This is a genomic window from Mesorhizobium sp. YL-MeA3-2017 (genome assembly GCF_030814575.1).
Lineage (GTDB): Bacteria > Pseudomonadota > Alphaproteobacteria > Rhizobiales > Rhizobiaceae > Mesorhizobium > Mesorhizobium terrae.
This window is the reverse complement of sequence record NZ_JAUSVH010000001.1, coordinates 714,308-731,319: the sequence shown is the minus strand read 5'-3', so window position 1 is coordinate 731,319 and position 17,012 is coordinate 714,308. Positions and strand designations below refer to the sequence as shown.

Sequence of the window (17,012 nt, the reverse complement as noted above, 5' to 3'; positions counted from 1 at the left end):
GATGATCGAAGCCCATGATGTCACGGTGAGGCTCGCCGGAAAGCGCATTGTCTCCGGTATCGATTTCGAAGCGCGACCGGGCGAGATATCGGCGATCGTCGGGCCCAACGGCTCCGGTAAGACGACCTTCCTGAAGGCGCTGTCGGGCGATCTCGGCTATGACGGTTCGATCGTCATCAATGGCCGCGAGGTGTCGGCGACGCGCCCGGTGGAGGCAGCGACCATGCGTGCGGTGCTGCCGCAGGCAACGTCGCTCGCCTTCCCGTTCACTGTCCACGAGATCGTCCGTCTTGGACTGGTCGGCGGCCGCTCCGGCGTGCTGGCGGGCGAGACCGAGCGGCTGCCGGAGCGGGCATTGGCCAAGGTCGATCTCGACGGTTTTTCCGGGCGCTTCTACCAGGAGCTTTCGGGCGGCGAGCAGCAGCGTGTCCAGCTTGCCCGCGTGCTCTGCCAGGTCTGGGCGCCGGTGCTGGATGGCAAGCCGCGCTATCTGTTCCTCGACGAGCCGGTTTCAAGCCTGGATGTGAAGCATCAGCTCATCATCATGAACATCGCCCGCGATTTCGCCAAGCGGGGCGGGGGGGTGATCACCATCCTGCATGACCTCAACCTGACGGCGATGTATGCCGACCGCATCTTCGTCATGCATCGCGGCACGCTCGCCGCTGCCGGCACGCCGGCCGCCGTGCTGAGCGACAGCCTGATCGAGAAAGTGTTCGACTGTCGCATGCGCGTCGGCGTGCTGCCGTCCGGCGACGTGCCGTTCGGCGACGTGCCGTTCGTACTGCCGCAGTCGGTAGCGATGTAGGATCAGGCCGCCGGGGCGGGCGCGCGTCGTTCCAAAAGGTCGATGCCGAGCAGCGTACGCACATTCGGGCGCGCCGCGATCAAGTCGGCGATCGAGTAGCGGGCGAGCACTTCGAAGAAGGCGTTGAGCGCTTCGCGCAGCGCGGAGTTGAGCGCGCAGCTGTCGATCAGCGGGCACTCGGCGTCAGCCTCGAAACACTCCGCCATGGCGAAATTTTCCTCGGTGATGCGCACCACGTCGAACAGGCTGATCTCGGCGGCCGGGCGGCCAAGCCTGACGCCGCCATTGCGGCCGCGCACGGTCTCGACCAGTCCGTGTTCGACCAGCGGCTGCAGGATCTTGAACAGGAACAGTTCCGATACCGTATAGGCGGCGGCGATTTCGGGAATGCGGCTGAGGCGGCCGTCATTGGCCGCACAATACATCAATATCCGCATGGCGTAGTTGGTCTGGCGCGTGAGCCGCATGATCGCTCCTTCGCAAAGCGCTGGTTGCAGCGAATATGGCCCATAGTCTGGAACAATTCTAGACTGGAGCCGACCATAGATGATGTTTTTAATCCAGTTTCCATCGCAATCGCGTGATCCAGAGGCGGTTCCGTTGCGTCAAGCATCGCGAAGGTCTCGCCAGCCGCCCTTGCCTTGCGTTTCAGTGGAAACTCACGATTATTCCAGTTGAGGGAATGGAACCGGATACAATCCACGGGAGGGGGCATGTCTCTGGAGACCGGGCTCAGGAATATCCCCAGTCCGCCCAAGAAGCCGTTCGTCGGCAACATGCTGACGGTGGACAAGGAGACGCCGCTCCAGAGCCTGATGCAGCTTGCGCGCGAACTCGGGCCGATCATCCGCCTCGACATGATGGGCACGCCGATGGTGGTGGTGTCGGGCGCTTCCCTGGTCCAGGAAATCTGCGACGAGAGCCGCTTCGACAAGGCGGTGCGCGGTTCGCTGCGGCGCGTGCGCTCCGCCGCCGGCGACGGGCTGTTCACCGCCTATACGCAGGAGAACAACTGGACCAAGGCGCATAACATCCTGTTGCCGACCTTCGCTCAGCGCGCCATGGCCGGCTACCTGCCGCTGATGTACGACATCGCCAGCCAGCTCTGCATGAAATGGGAACGACTGAACGCCGACGACGACATCGACGTCGTCCACGACATGACCGCGCTGGCGCTCGACACGGTCGGCGTCTGCGGTTTCGATTATCGCTTCAACTCGTTCTACCGGCGCGACTATCACCCCTTCATCGACGCGCTGACGCGGACGCTGGAAACCTGCATGGTCCAGCGCGGGCTGCCGTTCGAGAAGATGATCCTGCGCAAGCGGCTCGACCAGCTGAAGACCGACGTCGCCTTCATGTCCAAGCTGGTCGACGACATCGTGCGCGAAAGGCGGCGCGGCGGCGGCGACCAGGCACAGAAGGATCTATTGAACTTCATGCTCGCGGGCGTCGACAAGACAACGGGCGAAAGCTTGTCCGACGAGAACATCCGCTATCAGATCATCACGTTCCTGATCGCCGGCCACGAAACGACGTCGGGCCTGATGTCGTTCGCGCTCTATTTCCTGGTCAACAATCCGGATGTGCTCGAAAAGGCCTATGAGGAGGTCGACCGCGTTCTCGGCACCGATATCGGCGTGATGCCGACCATCGCCGAGGTCAACCACCTGACCTATGTGCAGCAGGTGCTCAACGAGGCGCTGAGGCTCTGGCCGACCGCCCCGGCGATCGGCCTCTATCCCTATCGGGACGAGGTGATCGGCGGACAATACAAGATCAAGAAAAACACCTTCGTCACGCTGCTGACCTTGATGCTGCATCGCGACCCGTCTGTGTGGGGCGCCGAGCCCGAGACGTTCAATCCCGACAATTTTTCGCGCGAGGCGGAAGCGTCGCGGCCGGCGCATGCCTTCAAGCCGTGGGGCAATGGCCAGCGCGCCTGCATCGGGCGGCAATTCGCCATGCAGGAGGCGACATTGGTTCTCGGCATGATCCTGCAGCGTTTCCAGCTGTTCGACCACCAGCGCTACCAGTTGCGCGTCAAGGAAACCATGTCGATCAAGCCCGACGGTTTCCGCATCCGGGTGAAGGCGCGTCCCGGCCGCACGCGCGGCACGGTGGTGCCGGGCGCGGCTTTGGCCAGCCAGGCGGCGGCCCCGTCGGTGGCGCAAGCCAAGCGGCCAAGCCACGGCACGCCGCTCGCCGTGCTCTACGGTTCCAACCTCGGCACCACCGAGGAGCTTGCCCGGGCGATCGCGCAGGCCGGCGAGCTTAACGGCTTCGAGGTGACGCTCGACGAGCTCGATGCGCGGGCCGGCAGCCTGCCGACCGACGGCGCGGTGGTGATTGCCAGCGCCTCCTACAATGGCGCGCCGCCCGACAACGCTATCCGGTTCATGGACTGGCTGGAGAAGGCGGAGCCGGACGCCGCCAAGAACGTCAACTATCTGGTGTTCGGCTGCGGCAACCGCGATTGGGCCTCGACCTTCCAGGCAACGCCGCGTCGCATCGACGAGCGCCTCGAAGCGCTCGGCGCCCGCCGCATCGCCCAGCGCGGCGAAGGCGATGCGCGGGAGGACCTCGACGGCCAGTTCCAGGACTGGTTCAAGGGGCTGTTCCAGTCGGTGGGCGCGGCGCTCGGGCTCGACATCGATTTCTCCCAGCAAACCGAGGCGGAGCCGCTCTACGAGGTCGAGATCGTTTCCGGCCAGCCGGTCAATCCGGTGGTGCACCAGTCGGGCGCGGTGGCGATGACGGTGCTGGCCAATCGCGAACTGCAATCGCCGGGCTCCGGCCGCTCCACGCGCCATGTCGAGGTGGCGCTGCCGGAAGGCGTGGCCTATCGCGCCGGCGATCATCTCTGCGTCGTGCCGGTCAACGATCAGGCACTGGTCGAGCGCGTCGAGAGGCGTTTTGGCTTTTCGGCCGATGCGCAGCTTCGCCTGAAGACCACCGGCGGACGGCAGGCACCGTTTCCAGCGGACGGTCCGGTTCCGGTGCGCCGCATCCTGTCCGATTATGTCGAGTTGCAGGCGGTGGCGACACGCAAGCAGATCCAGGCGATGGCGGCGGCGACACGCTGTCCCTTCACTAGGCCGAAGCTGGAAGCGCTGACCGCCGAGGCAGGCGATGGCGCCGATCCCTACAAAAGCGAGGTGTTCGCCAGGCGCAAGTCGGTGCTCGACCTGTTGGAGGAATTCCCGGCCTGCGAGCTCACCTTCGGGCAATATCTGGAGATGCTGCCGCTGTTGGCGCCGCGCTATTATTCGATCTCATCGTCGCCGCAGGCCGGCGCCGGTCGCTGCTCGATCACCGCCGGCGTCGTAGACGAGCCGGCCCGCTCCGGCAACGGCATCTATCGCGGCGCCTGCTCCAACCATCTGGCGCGGACAGGCGAGGGCGGCGTCATCCACGCCAGCACGAAGGAAACCAAGGCGGGTTTCCGCTTGCCCAACGATGCGTCGCTGCCAGTCATCATGGTCGGTCCGGGCACCGGGCTTGCTCCGTTCCGAGCCTTCCTGCAGGAGCGCGCGGCGCTGGCGAAGGCCGGCAAGGCGCTGGCGCCGGCCATGCTGTTCTTCGGTTGCCGGCATCCCGACCAGGATTTCCTCTACCGGGACGAGCTGGAAGCGATGGCGGCGGCCGGCCTCGTCGACCTCCATGTCGCGTTTTCGCGTCATGGCGGCGAGCGGGTCTATGTGCAGGACCTCATCCGCAAGCTCGGCGCGACGGTGTGGAAGCTGATCGAGGCCGGCGCGCATATCTATGTCTGCGGCGACGGCAGCCGCATGGAACCGGATGTGAGGCGGGCGTTGACGCGTCTTTATGCCGACGAAACCGACGCCGACGCGCAGGCGGCCGATGCCTGGATGGAGCGGCTGGCCAGGGAAAACCGCTATGTGCTCGACGTCTGGGCCGGCAATTGAGCGTTGGTTCTGACGGGAGCGGCGACGTCGGCGTACCAGCTGAGGTGGTGTTCGCCTATCTTGACGAGCCGCCCTTCTGCTGGCCAGGCGCGGACGGTCGTCCCCACGGATGCGATGTCGAGGTCGCCGAGGCGGTGCTGAAAGCGATCGGGGTCGAGCGGATTTCGACTCGGCTGGTGACTTTCGCCGAACTGATGCCGGGGGTGGCCGAGGGCGCCTGGACGATCAACACGCCGCTTTTCGTCACGCCGGAACGGGCCCTACAGGTCGCTTTCAGCCGGCCGGTGTGGTCGCTCGCCGACGGGTTCATGATGCGGGCCGACAATAGCAGGCAACTCGACAGCTACCGGGCGATCGCGGCGAACGAAATGGCGGTGATCGGTGTCGTGGCGGGGCAGGTGCAGCACCAGTCGGCGCTGGCCGCTGGCGTGCCGACCGCGCGGACGCGGCTGTTCGCCACCCAAAAGGCCGCGGTCGAGGCGGTGTTGTCCGGCGTCGTCGACGCCTATGCCAGCGTCGCCATGGCGCATCGCGGCTATCTGCGCGAGCATGTCGATATCCGCCTTGAGGTCATCGATCTCGGAGTGGAGGGCAAAGCCAAACCCGCCGTCGGCGCCTTCTCCTTCGCGCTGTCCGACGTGGGCTTGCGGGAAGCCTTCGATCGGCAATTGGCGGCCTATCTCGGCTCGCCCGAACATGTCGCCATCATGGAGCGCCATGGTTTTTCGCATGCGGAGATCGTCGGCGCGTAGCCGTCGCGGAAGTTTACCTTGACGTAAACGTTACCCAGCGTGATCTTGCAATCCATGGTGCGCTGCACAATATTAAGGGCATCGAGCACCGACTCGGGGAGGAACCCACGAGGAGTGCGACATGGAAAGACAGATTTCGAACACGCGCCCCCTGACGGGGACAATTCGCCAGCTGAGACCTTCGGAACTTCCGCGATTCCGCGATCATCTCCTGAGGCTCGACGCTGAAAGCAGGCGCGACCGTTTCAACGGGCTGCCCGACGACAGCTTCATCGCTGATTATGCCGACCGCAGTTTCGCCGACGGTACGACCGTCGTCGGCTATGTCGAGAACGATATGGTGCTGGGCGCTGCCGAACTGCATGAGCGGCCGGAAGAAGCGACGCCGACGGCGGAGATCGCCTTCAGCGTCGAACGCCAGTTGCAGCACCGCGGCATCGGCGCGCTTCTGTTCGAGCGCCTGATCGCGCAGGCGCGCGGGTTGGGCTACACGCGGCTGCGCGTCACCACCCACCCGCAGAACCAGGCGATGAAAGCGCTTGCCCGCCGCTACCGCGCCGCGCTGAATTTCGAGGACGGCGAGACGGTCGGCACGATCGACCTCGAGCCGGCGGAAGACGATGTGCTGACCGGGCTTTTGCCGCTTCGTTCCCGTTCGGACGCTGCCTTCAGCAGGGCCTGATCCCCTGGCTTGCGCAAGCGGGGATACGATCCTCATCTCCATTCAATGAAAAAGGCCGCCAGTGAGGCGGCCTTTTTGCATGTCGCGACGATGGGCGAACGGCGATCAGTTGCCGTTGGCGGTAACGGTCACGCCCAGCGTCTTGGTGAGGTCGGCGGGGCTTGCCATGGCGCCGGCTGCGATCAGCGCGAACGGCACCGGGCTGGCCGGCTTGGCGGCGATCACCAGGTTCTGCGGATTGTCCAGATAGTCGCTGACGGCCTTGGTCACCTGGGCGGTCAGTTCCGGATTGTTGATCTGCGCCATGCCGAACGGCACCACGGCCTTGGCCTGGTTGGCGATGTCCTTCGCGGTCATGCCCTGCTTCTTGGCGACGAATTCCAGCACCTTGTTGGTGAGCGAATTGTCGGCGAAGCGGATCGTCGCGCTGCCGAAGGAGAGCTGCTGCATCAGGCCGAGCACAGCCATGCCTTCGGCCGACTTGTCGGCGCCTTCCGGCGTCGCGGCCATCTTCTTCTGAAGCTGCTGCAGCGACTTGATGAAGTCGGTGGTGTAGCCGCCGAGCGCGAAAGTCATGCCGATCGTGCCGGCATTGTCGACCGCGATGTCGTATTTCGACAGTTCGAGCTTGCCGTCGGTCGGCTGCCAGGAGCCGGCCATGTCGAGCTTGCCGGAGATGTTCTGATAGCCGAGCCCTTCGACGACCTGCTTGGTCTCGGCGTCCTGGATCAGCGTCAGATCGCCGGTAAACTTCTGGGCGCCGCCGGTGAAAGTCATCGGCTGGCCGCTGGCCGGCGGGTTCACGTTGACGGTGAGGTTGTTCATCGAGAAGGCGGTCTTGTCGGCGACCTTCACGGAAAGCGTATCAAGCTGGGCTGACTTGTACATCAAAAGCGATGCGAGCGGATCGGTGTTGCCTTCGGCCGGAATAGACATGCCGTTGATGACGAAGGGGCTCACCTCGAACTTGGCGCCGTCCTTCTCCTGGCTGAAGGCCTGGGTGGCGACGGTGTCGACGAGATAGCCGCCATTGGCGTCCGTCACGTTCTTCAGCGTGACATTGCCGATCGCCAGCGGCTCCTTTTCACCGACCGGCGCGATGGTGACGCCTTCCAGCACCATGTTGGACGTATCGCCGGAGACGCCGGTCCAGCCGACGGTCACACCCTGGCTTTCAAACGTGGCCTTGAGACGTTCCGCCACGGCCTTGGTGTCGGCCGCGAATGCCGGGCTGAGCGGCAGGGCGAGAAGAAGCGCCGAAACGGCGAACTTGCGAACGGTCGAGCGGTGGATGGTCATCGCGTGCTCCAAAGGGTGCCTGAGGCTTTCGAGAAAACGTCTATCGATTTGCGCCTCCACCCGTCCGCAAGGAAAGGGGCCGGAAGAAGGCATTGCCCGCCACAAAAGCCGACATTCGCGGAAAAAGACAGATCCGGCAAGTCGAGCGGCGGCGAGGCGCGGTCCTTACGTCATGCCCGCGACCCGCGCAACATCCCGTATTACCGTGGCCGCGCTTATACGGGGCTTGTTACAGTTTCATGGCGGCGATGTGGGGCTTGCCCTGCGAAAGGTGCCGGCTGGCTGCAAATTGTCATGGATAAGCGAGGAAGTGCTTGACCTGCCGCCTCTTGTCGCGAATCAGCCGCTCGGCTAGTCCAAACCCATGGGAAAGAGCCTTTTGCCGCCTGACAATGGCGGTCACGACAACATAGAACCGGTCGACCTGAAGAAGGCGCTGGAAGATCGTTATCTTTCATACGCGCTGTCGACCATCATGAACCGCGCCCTGCCGGACGTGCGCGACGGCCTGAAGCCGGTGCACCGGCGCATCATGCACGCCATGCGGCTGTTGCGCCTCAACCCGGACCAGGGCTTCGCCAAATGCGCCCGCATCGTCGGCGAAGTGATGGGCAAGTTCCACCCGCATGGCGACCAGTCGATCTACGACGCGCTGGTGCGCCTGGCGCAGGACTTTTCCATGCGCTACCCGCTGGTCGACGGCCAGGGTAATTTCGGCAACATCGACGGCGATAATGCCGCCGCCATGCGTTACACCGAAGCGCGCATGACGGATGTGGCGACGGAGCTGCTCTTCGGAATCACCGAAGATGCGGTCGACTACCGTCCGACCTACAATGAGGAGGACGAGGAGCCGACCGTCCTGCCGGGCGCGTTCCCGAACCTGCTCGCCAACGGTTCCTCCGGCATTGCCGTCGGCATGGCCACTTCGGTGCCGCCGCATAACGCCGCCGAATTGTGCGACGCCGCCCTTCACCTGATCGACCATCCCGACGCGCCGGTCGTCAAGCTGATGGAGTTCGTGCAGGGCCCGGATTTCCCGACCGGCGGCATCATCGTCGACAGCCGCCAGTCCATTCTCGAAGCCTATGAGACCGGCAGGGGCGGCTTCCGTGTCCGCTCCAGATGGAACCAGGAGGATCAGGGCAGGGGAACCTGGGTGATCGCGGTCACCGAAATTCCCTATGGCGTGCAGAAGTCGCGGCTGATCGAAAAGATCGCCGAACTGTTGATGGCCAGGAAACTGCCGCTTCTGGAAGACATCCGCGACGAGAGCGCGGAAGACATCCGCATCGTGCTGGTGCCGAAGAGCCGCACCGTCGACCCAGGCCTGATGATGGAATCGCTGTTCAAGCTGACCGAGCTCGAGAGCCGCTTCCCGCTCAACATGAACGTGCTGTCGCGCGGCAAGGTGCCGAACGTGCTGTCGCTCAAGGGCGTGTTGCAGGAATGGCTCGACCATCGCCGCGAAGTGTTGGTGCGGCGGTCGAAGTTCCGGCTGGGCGAGATCGAGAAGCGGCTGGAGATCCTTGCCGGCTATCTGATCGCCTACCTCAACATCGACGAGGTCATCCGCATCATCCGCGAGGAGGATGAGCCCAAGCAGGTGATGATGGCGCGCTGGTCGCTGACCGACGTGCAGGCCGAAGCCATCCTCAACATGCGGCTGCGGGCGCTGCGCAAGCTGGAAGAGTTCGAAATCCGCAAGGAGTTCGACGCGCTCTCGGAGGAGAAAAAGCAGATCGAATCCCTGCTCGCCTCGGTGGAGAAGCAGTGGAAGACCATCGCCTGGGAAATCCAGAAGATCCGGCGCGACTTCGGGCCCGAGGAGAACAAGGAACTCGGCCCGCGCCGCACCCAGTTCGCAGATGCGCCAGAGCACGACCTGACCGACATCGCGCATGCGATGATCGAGAAGGAACCGGTGACGGTCGTGGTGTCGGAAAAGGGCTGGCTGCGGGCGATGAAGGGTCATCTGACCGACCATTCGCTGTTCGGCTTCAAGGAAGGCGACGGGCTGAAGCTCGCGTTCCATGCGCAGACCACCGACAAGATCCTCGTCTTCACCACCGGCGGCAAGTTCTACACCATCGGCGCCGATCGCCTGCCGGGCGGTCGCGGCCACGGCGAGCCGATCCGCATCATCGTCGACATGGAGAACGATCAGGATATCGTCACCGCCTTCGTCCACGATCCGAAGCGCAAGCTGCTGCTTGTCTCGCATGAGGGCAACGGTTTCGTGGTTTCCGAGGAGGAAGTGGTCGCCAACACCCGTAAGGGCAAGCAGGTGATGAACGTCAAGACGCCCGACGAAGCCACGCGCTGCCTGCCGGCCACGGGCGATCATGTCGCCATCGTTGGCGACAATCGCAAGATGCTGGTGTTCGCGCTTTCCGAAATCCCGGAAATGGCGCGCGGCAAGGGCGTGCGCTTGCAGAAATACAAGGATGGCGGCGTGCTCGACGTGAAGACCTTCGCCATGGAGGGTGGCCTGTCCTGGCAGGATTCGGCCGACCGCACCTTCGTTCGGCCGCGCGAGGAACTGGCCGAGTGGATCGGCAACCGCGCCGCCGCCGGCCGCATGGTGCCGAAGGGGTTCCCGCGCACCGGCAAATTCGGATAACCGACTTTCTTCCATGGCGGCGCGAATCCTTTTGCGGGGTTCGCGCCTCTTATCCCTGCAGCCGGCATGGTGCCGGCGAGACAGGAGATTTGAACCATGGCGTTCTACAGGAAGAATATCGGCGGCTTGCACCAGATGATGAGGATCGTCGTCGGGCTGGCGGCAGCGGCGGCTGCGCTGATCTGGCTCGCCGCCCCGATCAGTTATCTCGCAGCCATGATGGGTGTTGCCTTGGTGCTCTCCGGCCTGTTCGGCTACTGTCCGACGTGCGCCGTTACCGGTATGGGCCGGCGTTCCTAGGTTCGACATGAACACTGTGCCGGTCCATCTGTTCGATGCAGCGCGGCTCGGCGATCGCGTGGCGATCGTCAAGCTGCTCGATATCGCGCAGCCGGATATCCGTCGTTATGCCCGTTCGAGCTGCCGCACCTCCGCCGATGCCGAGGATGCCGCGCAGGAGGCGCTGTGGCTGCTTTCGCGCAGGGTCGGCACGATCCGCTCGCTCGCCGCGTTCTCCGGCTGGTTGTTCACCGTGGTGCGGCGCGAGTGCATGAGGCTGGCGCGCACCATGCGGCTGCAGCCGCCACAATCGCTGGCCGAGATCGATCTGGAGCGCTCGTTCGGCGTCCGTCCCCACGCGGAGCTCAAGCTCGACATCGCGGCCGCGATTGAAGCCTTGCCGCCGCATTATCGCGAGGTCATGCTGCTTCGCGACCTGCGCGAAATGACGATCGACGAGCTGGCGGAAAGCCTTGGCGAGACACGCCAGAGCATCAAGGCGAAACTCCATCGCGCGCGGCTGCTGATGCGGGAATATCTCTCGCGTTGAGGCGAGGTTTGCCGCGCGCTCCGTCGTCGGGATTGACCATGTTTCAACCGACGATGGCCTGGTTATCGCGGACTTCTTGACGCCCGCAGCCGGCTCTCTACCTTGTCGCGCTAATATGCGAGGGGATGGAGGATATCGATGCTGGCAGTCGCGCGCGCGGCGCTGTTTTTGTTGCTGGCCGCGTGCGTGCCGGCCGGCGCCGCCCAGCGCACCGTCTATCTGACCTTTGACGACGGACCGCTCAACGGCACCGCCAATGTGCTGGACGTTCTGGAGGCACAGCAGGTGCCGGCCGCACTTTTCATGGTCGGCCAGCATGCGCTGGTGAGCCCGGAGCGCGGCGCGCTGGTGACGCGGGCGAAGTCGCTGCCGCTGGTGACGGTGGGCAACCACAGCTTCAGCCACGCCAACAACCGCTACCAGCGCTTCTATGCCGACACCGAGGCGGTTGTGGCCGACATGCTGAAGGCGAACACAGTGCTCGGTCTCAAGGCACCGCCGCCGGTTCCGGCGCGGCTACCCGGCCGGGACGTCTTCCGCCTGCAATATATGTCGCGCGACGATTTCGGCCTGAGTTTGGAGGAGGCGCAGCGCGAGCAGGTGGATTTCGAGTTCGTCGCCGCTTCCGGCTTTCATCTCTATGGCTGGGATTTCGAATGGGTGCACGAGGACAGCGGCAAGCCGGTGCAATCCGTCGACCGCCTGATCGACGAGATCGGGCACCTGTTCGCGGCCGGCCGCACGGTCGGCAAGAACAAGCTCGTCCTGCTCATGCATGACGAGATGTTCCAGGACGTCTTCCAGGGCAGGGACAAATTGACGGCGCTGGTCACCGGGCTGCGCGCCAAGGGCTATGCCTTCGGGCACATCGCCGACTACGACACCGCGACGAGCCCGTAGCGCGTTCGCGGAACTCCCAGCTCCATGGAGCCGGTCAGGCGGCGATATTGGGCAGCGCGCGCACGATCTCGTCGGCGGCGCGCTGCCTGGACAGCGGACCATATTGTTCCGACCATTCCACCAGCGCCTTGAAGGCTGGCTTCAGCCCATGCGCGCCTTCGCTGACCTCGTATTCCACCCGCAGCACGCTTTCGGGATAGACCGTGCGGCGGATCAGTCCGTCGGCCTCCATCTCGCGCAACCGCAGTGTCAACATATGCTGGGTGATGCCGGGCAGGCTGCGCCTGAGCTCGCCGAAACGGTGGCTGCGCTGGGCAAGAATCCAGAGGATTTCGATCTTCCACTTGCCGGCAAGGGGGCGCATCGCCTCGATAAGCTTCGTATAAGGGGCGTCGCCATTCGCGATCCGGTCCGCTTCCTGATCGTTGGACGGGCACATGATTGTTCGCTCGCTGCTATGGGGGATCTGTAACAAGCGTAAAGAACGAGCTCGCGCCATTTTCGTTGCCCGACTTTTGTCAGGAGTGTTGCGCGTGACCCGGCATTGACCGCGAATGATCGCTCGCATAAATTGAGAATGATCATTCGCATTTCTTGGAATAGCAATGAAAACAGCCTTTGGCAATATCGAGATGATGCTGGAAGCGGAGGCCGACGAGGGCAGGGCGCTGTCGCGTGCCGAGCGCCGCGAGCTTCAGGTGCAGCGCATTCTGGAAGCCGCCAAGACCTGTTTCGCCCGTGAGGGCTTCCAGGGCGCGTCGATGCAACAGATTTGCGCCGAGGCCAGCATGAGCCCCGGCGCGCTCTATCGCTATTTCGTCTCCAAGGAGGCGATCATCGAGGAGATCTGCGCCGCCGCGCAGCGCGACGACGAGATCAAGTTCGCTGTTATGTTCGACAATCCCGACGTCGTCGAGGGCATGGTGTTCGGCGCCATGGCCCATATCCGTTTCGTGCACGAGACCGGCGCCTGCGCGCTGATCGCGCAGTTCCATGCCGAGGCGACCCGCAACGAAGCCGTGCGGGCCACCTACTGCAACCACATGACGCAGGTGCGCACGCTCTTCCTCGATTATCTCGGCGCCGCCAGCGAGCGCGGCGAAATAGCCCCGCTGCTCGAACTGGAAACGCTGGTGCCGGCGCTGATGGCCGTCATCCAGGGCATCGCCAGCAACGACCTGCCGTCGAACGGCATCGCGCTCGACAAGCTGGAGACGATCGTGCGCACGGTATTGGTCGCCATGCTGCGGCCTACGGGCCGCACGGCGAGGCCGGCTGAAACGTCCTCCACGGCCGCTGGCTGACCGGGCGGAGATTTTCCCGTCGATTGGCTTATGGTCACGATTGCTGCACTATCGTCGTGCATAGTACCGGACAGTGGCCTTGCTTGAGCCGCCGCTGTCGATTCGGGGGACGTGTTTGAAATCACCGCAGACGAAAACGCCGCAGAAGGAACCGCGCCTGTTTGGTGCGGCGGCGCCCAACAGGGCGGCGGTCATTGCGCCGCTGTCGGCGGCACGCTGGCTCCTGGTGCTGATTGTCGCGGCCGGCGTGTATTTCTTCTACGGCTTCCTGGTTCCGGTGCTGGCGGCACTGGTCATCGCTTTCGCCAGCTGGCCGCTCTACAAGCGCCTGCTTGTCGCCGTTAACGGCAACCGCACGATCGCGGCCACCATCGCGCTGCTCCTGATCCTCGCTTTCCTCGTCATTCCGATCTCTATGGCCGGCACCTATGTCATCAACGAGGTGCGCGAATGGGTGACCTGGGCGATCGGCACCAATCGTTATGGCGCGCCGACGCCGCAATGGATCGCCAGCCTGCCGGTGGTCGGCGAGTGGCTGAACGAGCAATGGACCCGCAATCTTGGTCATCCGGGCGGCATCGGCGAACTGATCCAATTGGTCAGCGGCGCTACCATCCGCTCCATCTACAACACCGTTTTGGTTGCCGGCGGCAGCGCCTTCTCGCTGCTTTTGACACTGCTGTTCATGCTGATCGCGCTGTTCTTCGCCTATCGCGACGGCGAGGGATTTGCCCGGCAGGTCGATACGCTGGGCGAACGTATCCTTCCCGTCCGCTGGGAGCGCATCTCGCGCGTGGTTCCGGCCACCATTTCCTCGACCGTCACCGGCATGACCGTCATCGCCATCGGCGAGGGCGTCGTGCTTGGCATCGCCTACTGGCTGGCCGGCGTGCCTTCGCCGGTCACGCTGGGCGCGCTCACCGGCGTCATGGCGCTGATCCCCGGCGGCGCGCCGCTCGCCTTCACTCTGGTCTCGATCTATCTCGTCGGTTCGGGCTCGATCGTCGCAGGCGCCGCGCTGTTCATCTGGGGCTCGGTGGAACTGTTCATCGTCGACAAGACGATCCGGCCCAAGCTGGTCGGCGGTCCGATCAAGCTGCCATTCCTGCCGACCTTCTTCGGCCTGATTGGCGGCGTCAAGACGATGGGCTTTCTCGGCCTGTTCATCGGCCCGGTGCTGATGGCGCTGCTGGTCGCGATCTGGCGCGAATGGCTCTACGAAGTGGATGTGGTGGACCGCCAGCCGCCCGAAACGGCTGACGTGGAGGAAGCACCAACGGTGGTTGCCGAGCCGGTCGTCCTGGAATCGGCGCCGCGCAAGGTTCAGGCGGGGTGACGCACGGCAAGCGTCGCGCGGCGCTTGCGGCCCTGATGCAATTGCCACAGTGAATGGCTGACCAGCGCCACGATTAGGATCGTGCCGCCGATCATGCTGTCGCGCGACGGAACCTCGTTGAACACCAGCCACACCCAGACCGGCGCCAGCACGGTCTCCAGGAGATAGAACATCGCCGCCTCCGGGCCCGGAATGTATTTCGGTGCCGTGGCCAGGCAGAAGAACGAAATCGGGATGATGAAGCCGCCATTGAAGATGATCCACCACGGCGCGTTCACCTGATAGCCGGTCTTCCAGACCATGAGGACGGCGACGAGGAAGGGCAGCACCACGCCGATCAGCGCGGGGAAACCCATGTCCTTGCCGCTGTGGCGTGAAATGGTGATGGCGGAAGCGATGCAGAAGGCCGAGGTGGCGGCCAGGACGTCGCCGAACAGATGGCCGGAGCCGATCGAGCCGCCGACGATGATGCCGACGCCGCCGATCATCGCCGCCATCGCCGCAAAGGTGGCCGGGCGCGGCCGCTCGCCCAGGAACAGCCATGACAGCAGTGCCGCGAACATGGTGTTGAAGGCGAGGATGAAAACGAGATTGGCCGTCGTGGTGTTGAAGACCGCGGTGATGAAGGCGATCGAGCCGATGCCGTAAAGCGTGGCGACGGCCAGCCCGGCGCGGCCGGGGATCAGTTTCGGTGCCTTGGGCGTCAGCGAGCGCCAGATCGCCCAGACGATTAGCCCGGCCAGCAGGGTGGTGCCGCTGCGTAGCATCAGGATGCTCCAGGGCTGGCCGTCGGCCAGCCGGATCAGCGGAATATCGACGGTTAGCGCCATGCCGCCGAGGGCGGCGATGAACAGACCTTTCGAATGATCATGCGAAACAGTCACGCGCACAGGCTCCGTCATAAGGCAACGGCAGCGTTGCGAGCCTGGATCCTGACGTGGACTTGGTGGCTAGACGGGCCGATCGTTCAACTTCAGCCGCCGAAGCGTTCCCAGCCCTTCGGGCCGAGATGTTCTTGCGGCGTGAAACGCATCTTATAGTTCATCTTGCGCGAGCCGTTGACCCAGTAGCCGAGATAGACATGGGGCAAGCCCATGGTCTTGGCGCGCTGGATATGGTCGAGGATCATGAAGGTGCCCAGCGAGCGCTCGTCCATCTCAGGGTCGAAATAGGAATAGACCATCGACAGGCCGTCGGCCATCTTGTCGGTCAGCGCCACCGCAACCAGCGCGCCCTGGCCCTTGCCGGTGATGAAGGTGTCCGGCCCGCGCCGGCGGTATTCGATGATCTTGGTGTCGACATGGGTGTCCTCGACCATCATGGCGTAGTCGAGCACCGTCATGTCCGACATGCCGCCCTTGCGGTGGCGGGCGTCGAGATAGGCGCGAAACAGCGAATACTGCTCCGTCGAGGGCTCGGCATCGTGCATGGTGCCGATCAGGTCCGCATTGTGCTGTTCGACGCGCCGCATGTTGCGGCTCGGCTCGAATTCCTGCGCCAGGATGCGGACCGACACGCAGGCGCGGCAGCTCTCGCAAGCCGGGCGATAGGCGATGTTCTGCGAACGCCTGAAACCGCCCTGGGTGAGCAGGTCGTTCATGTCCGAGGCCTTGTCGCCAACGAGGTGGGTGAAGACCTTTCGCTCGAACTGACCCTCGAGATAGGGGCATGGCGAAGGCGCGGTCAGGAAGAACTGCGGAGACTGGGTAGGATGCTGCGTCATCGCGCGTCGAAAGATGCTCCCACGAATCGCTCTACCTTGGCGCGTACGGCAGAAAATTCAACAGGATTATCAAGCTTTCGGCCCGGCCGCCCCGCATAATCGGCAACCAGGCGAGCCGGCGCGTTCAAGGACGGCCTCAGCGATCGCTGCGGCTGACGACTGTGCCCAGCAGGAGGTCGTGCAGCGCGCGCTTGCGGTCCGAGAACAGGGTGACCAGGAGCACCAGCGGCGTCAAAAGCACATTGCCCGCCCAGAACAGCACCGTATGGACCACGGCGGTCATGCCGTCGATCGGCGCGCCGTCCAGCCTGTCGAGGCGGATGCCCATTGCCCGCATGCCGAGCGTGGCCTGTTCGCGGCCGCCCAGCGTGTTCCAGATGTAGAGGACGGCTACCGCCGGTACCAGGAACGAGTACAGCATCCAGCCCAGGCCCAGCGTGATGATGCCGAGCAGGAAGACCAGGATGGCGAAAGGAATGGTCAGCAGGCCGACCACGATATAGTCGAGAATACAGGCAAACACCCGGCGCGAGCGCACGCCGTCATAGGCACGGACATCGTCCAGCCTGGAAGTGATGATCTCGCCGTCAAGCACGCGCGCGTTCATGTCATATCCTCGTCATTCGGCGCGGTTTTCGTACCGGCCGGCTCAATCGAGATGGGGCGTGCCGGTCGCAGAATCAAGAGGCGCGTGTTACGGCGACGGTGAAATCTGGGTGGCGGGCCATCCGTGTTTCGCGTTTGCTTAAATCGGTTGAATGGATGATGGCCAAAGCGCTAGCTTGATGTGATCGGGCGGCGCCGCGACCGGATATGAAGCGCGTCGC

General features: G+C 64.0%; 16 protein-coding genes. 10 read left to right on the top strand and 6 right to left on the bottom strand.

Annotation, left to right across the window (positions count from 1 at the left end):
• The first annotated feature begins 1 nt into the window (after position 1).
• Positions 2-808 carry a heme ABC transporter ATP-binding protein gene (locus QFZ88_RS03430; protein ID WP_024926253.1) on the top strand — a complete coding sequence of 269 codons (807 nt, stop codon included), beginning with the start codon at positions 2-4 and terminating at the stop codon, positions 806-808.
• Positions 809-810: 2 nt separating this feature from the next.
• On the opposite strand, the gene rirA is transcribed toward QFZ88_RS03430, so the two are convergent.
• Complete coding sequence (gene rirA, locus QFZ88_RS03425; protein ID WP_024926254.1) at positions 811-1,275, bottom strand: iron-responsive transcriptional regulator RirA; 465 nt, start codon at positions 1,273-1,275, stop codon at positions 811-813.
• A gap of 246 nt (positions 1,276-1,521) precedes the next feature.
• Between rirA and QFZ88_RS03420 the strand changes: the two genes are divergently transcribed.
• From QFZ88_RS03420 to QFZ88_RS03410, 3 genes are all read left to right on the top strand, one after another.
• Positions 1,522-4,737: a bifunctional cytochrome P450/NADPH--P450 reductase gene (locus QFZ88_RS03420; RefSeq protein WP_024926255.1), complete on the top strand. Its 3,216-nt coding sequence runs from the start codon at positions 1,522-1,524 to the stop codon at positions 4,735-4,737.
• Positions 4,734-5,489: a transporter substrate-binding domain-containing protein gene (locus tag QFZ88_RS03415; protein WP_024926256.1), complete on the top strand. Its 756-nt coding sequence runs from the start codon at positions 4,734-4,736 to the stop codon at positions 5,487-5,489. Before QFZ88_RS03420 ends, QFZ88_RS03415 begins: the two co-directional genes overlap by 4 nt.
• Before the next feature lie 121 nt (positions 5,490-5,610).
• Entirely contained in the window at positions 5,611-6,171 is a 561-nt protein-coding gene (locus QFZ88_RS03410; protein ID WP_024926257.1) for a GNAT family N-acetyltransferase, read from the top strand.
• Between the two features lie 105 nt (positions 6,172-6,276).
• Here the strand turns inward: QFZ88_RS03410 and QFZ88_RS03405 are convergent, their stop codons facing one another.
• Positions 6,277-7,470, bottom strand: coding sequence for a hypothetical protein (locus QFZ88_RS03405; protein ID WP_024926258.1), 1,194 nt, complete (start codon positions 7,468-7,470; stop codon positions 6,277-6,279).
• Positions 7,471-7,834: 364 nt separating this feature from the next.
• Here QFZ88_RS03405 and parC point away from each other — a divergent pair, with 364 nt between their 5' ends.
• The 4 genes from parC to QFZ88_RS03385 all read left to right on the top strand — a co-directional run bounded on the left by parC (position 7,835) and on the right by QFZ88_RS03385 (position 11,822).
• Complete coding sequence (gene parC / locus QFZ88_RS03400; RefSeq protein WP_024926259.1) at positions 7,835-10,093, top strand: DNA topoisomerase IV subunit A; 2,259 nt, start codon at positions 7,835-7,837, stop codon at positions 10,091-10,093.
• 96 nt (positions 10,094-10,189) lie between these two features.
• Positions 10,190-10,393: a YgaP family membrane protein gene (locus tag QFZ88_RS03395; RefSeq protein ID WP_024926260.1), complete on the top strand. Its 204-nt coding sequence runs from the start codon at positions 10,190-10,192 to the stop codon at positions 10,391-10,393.
• Between the two features lie 7 nt (positions 10,394-10,400).
• Positions 10,401-10,922, top strand: a complete 522-nt coding sequence (locus QFZ88_RS03390) for an RNA polymerase sigma factor (protein WP_024926261.1) — start codon at positions 10,401-10,403, stop codon at positions 10,920-10,922.
• Positions 10,923-11,060: 138 nt separating this feature from the next.
• Complete coding sequence (locus tag QFZ88_RS03385) at positions 11,061-11,822, top strand: polysaccharide deacetylase family protein (protein WP_024926262.1); 762 nt, start codon at positions 11,061-11,063, stop codon at positions 11,820-11,822.
• 34 nt (positions 11,823-11,856) lie between these two features.
• On the opposite strand, the gene QFZ88_RS03380 is transcribed toward QFZ88_RS03385, so the two are convergent.
• Positions 11,857-12,261, bottom strand: coding sequence for a winged helix-turn-helix transcriptional regulator (locus QFZ88_RS03380; RefSeq protein ID WP_024926263.1), 405 nt, complete (start codon positions 12,259-12,261; stop codon positions 11,857-11,859).
• Positions 12,262-12,427: 166 nt separating this feature from the next.
• Between QFZ88_RS03380 and QFZ88_RS03375 the strand changes: the two genes are divergently transcribed.
• Positions 12,428-13,126, top strand: coding sequence for a TetR/AcrR family transcriptional regulator (locus QFZ88_RS03375; RefSeq protein ID WP_024926264.1), 699 nt, complete (start codon positions 12,428-12,430; stop codon positions 13,124-13,126).
• Positions 13,127-13,241: 115 nt separating this feature from the next.
• Positions 13,242-14,462 (top strand): AI-2E family transporter, encoded by a 1,221-nt coding sequence (locus tag QFZ88_RS03370; protein WP_024926265.1) that lies wholly within the window; start codon positions 13,242-13,244, stop codon positions 14,460-14,462.
• Here the strand turns inward: QFZ88_RS03370 and QFZ88_RS03365 are convergent.
• The 3 genes from QFZ88_RS03365 to QFZ88_RS03355 form a co-directional block, all read right to left on the bottom strand.
• The gene (locus QFZ88_RS03365) at positions 14,450-15,346 is read right to left on the bottom strand and encodes a DMT family transporter (protein WP_024926266.1); all 897 of its coding nucleotides are present in this window, start codon (positions 15,344-15,346) and stop codon (positions 14,450-14,452) included. The two genes, QFZ88_RS03370 and QFZ88_RS03365, sit on opposite strands and share 13 nt — an antisense overlap.
• 89 nt (positions 15,347-15,435) lie before the next feature.
• A complete protein-coding gene (locus tag QFZ88_RS03360) occupies positions 15,436-16,185 on the bottom strand; it encodes an arginyltransferase (RefSeq protein ID WP_024926267.1) in 750 nt (249 codons plus the stop codon).
• A 136-nt stretch (positions 16,186-16,321) separates the two neighbouring features.
• A complete protein-coding gene (locus tag QFZ88_RS03355) occupies positions 16,322-16,792 on the bottom strand; it encodes an RDD family protein (protein WP_024926268.1) in 471 nt (156 codons plus the stop codon).
• Positions 16,793-17,012: the final 220 nt, after the last annotated feature.

Bases quoted from the DNA above. Each gene is read 5' to 3' on its own strand.
- QFZ88_RS03360 (WP_024926267.1), bottom strand. From the start codon at position 16,185: ATGACGCAGCATCCTACCCAGTCTCCGCAGTTCTTCCTGACCGCGCCT.
- QFZ88_RS03385 (WP_024926262.1), top strand. From the start codon at position 11,061: ATGCTGGCAGTCGCGCGCGCGGCGCTGTTTTTGTTGCTGGCCGCGTGC.
- QFZ88_RS03390 (WP_024926261.1), top strand. From the start codon at position 10,401: ATGAACACTGTGCCGGTCCATCTGTTCGATGCAGCGCGGCTCGGCGAT.
- parC (WP_024926259.1), top strand. From the start codon at position 7,835: ATGGGAAAGAGCCTTTTGCCGCCTGACAATGGCGGTCACGACAACATA.
- QFZ88_RS03355 (WP_024926268.1), bottom strand. From the start codon at position 16,792: ATGAACGCGCGCGTGCTTGACGGCGAGATCATCACTTCCAGGCTGGAC.
- QFZ88_RS03430 (WP_024926253.1), top strand. From the start codon at position 2: ATGATCGAAGCCCATGATGTCACGGTGAGGCTCGCCGGAAAGCGCATT.
- QFZ88_RS03410 (WP_024926257.1), top strand. From the start codon at position 5,611: ATGGAAAGACAGATTTCGAACACGCGCCCCCTGACGGGGACAATTCGC.
- QFZ88_RS03420 (WP_024926255.1), top strand. From the start codon at position 1,522: ATGTCTCTGGAGACCGGGCTCAGGAATATCCCCAGTCCGCCCAAGAAG.
- QFZ88_RS03395 (WP_024926260.1), top strand. From the start codon at position 10,190: ATGGCGTTCTACAGGAAGAATATCGGCGGCTTGCACCAGATGATGAGG.
- QFZ88_RS03405 (WP_024926258.1), bottom strand. From the start codon at position 7,470: ATGACCATCCACCGCTCGACCGTTCGCAAGTTCGCCGTTTCGGCGCTT.
- QFZ88_RS03375 (WP_024926264.1), top strand. From the start codon at position 12,428: ATGAAAACAGCCTTTGGCAATATCGAGATGATGCTGGAAGCGGAGGCC.
- QFZ88_RS03380 (WP_024926263.1), bottom strand. From the start codon at position 12,261: ATGTGCCCGTCCAACGATCAGGAAGCGGACCGGATCGCGAATGGCGAC.
- rirA (WP_024926254.1), bottom strand. From the start codon at position 1,275: ATGCGGCTCACGCGCCAGACCAACTACGCCATGCGGATATTGATGTAT.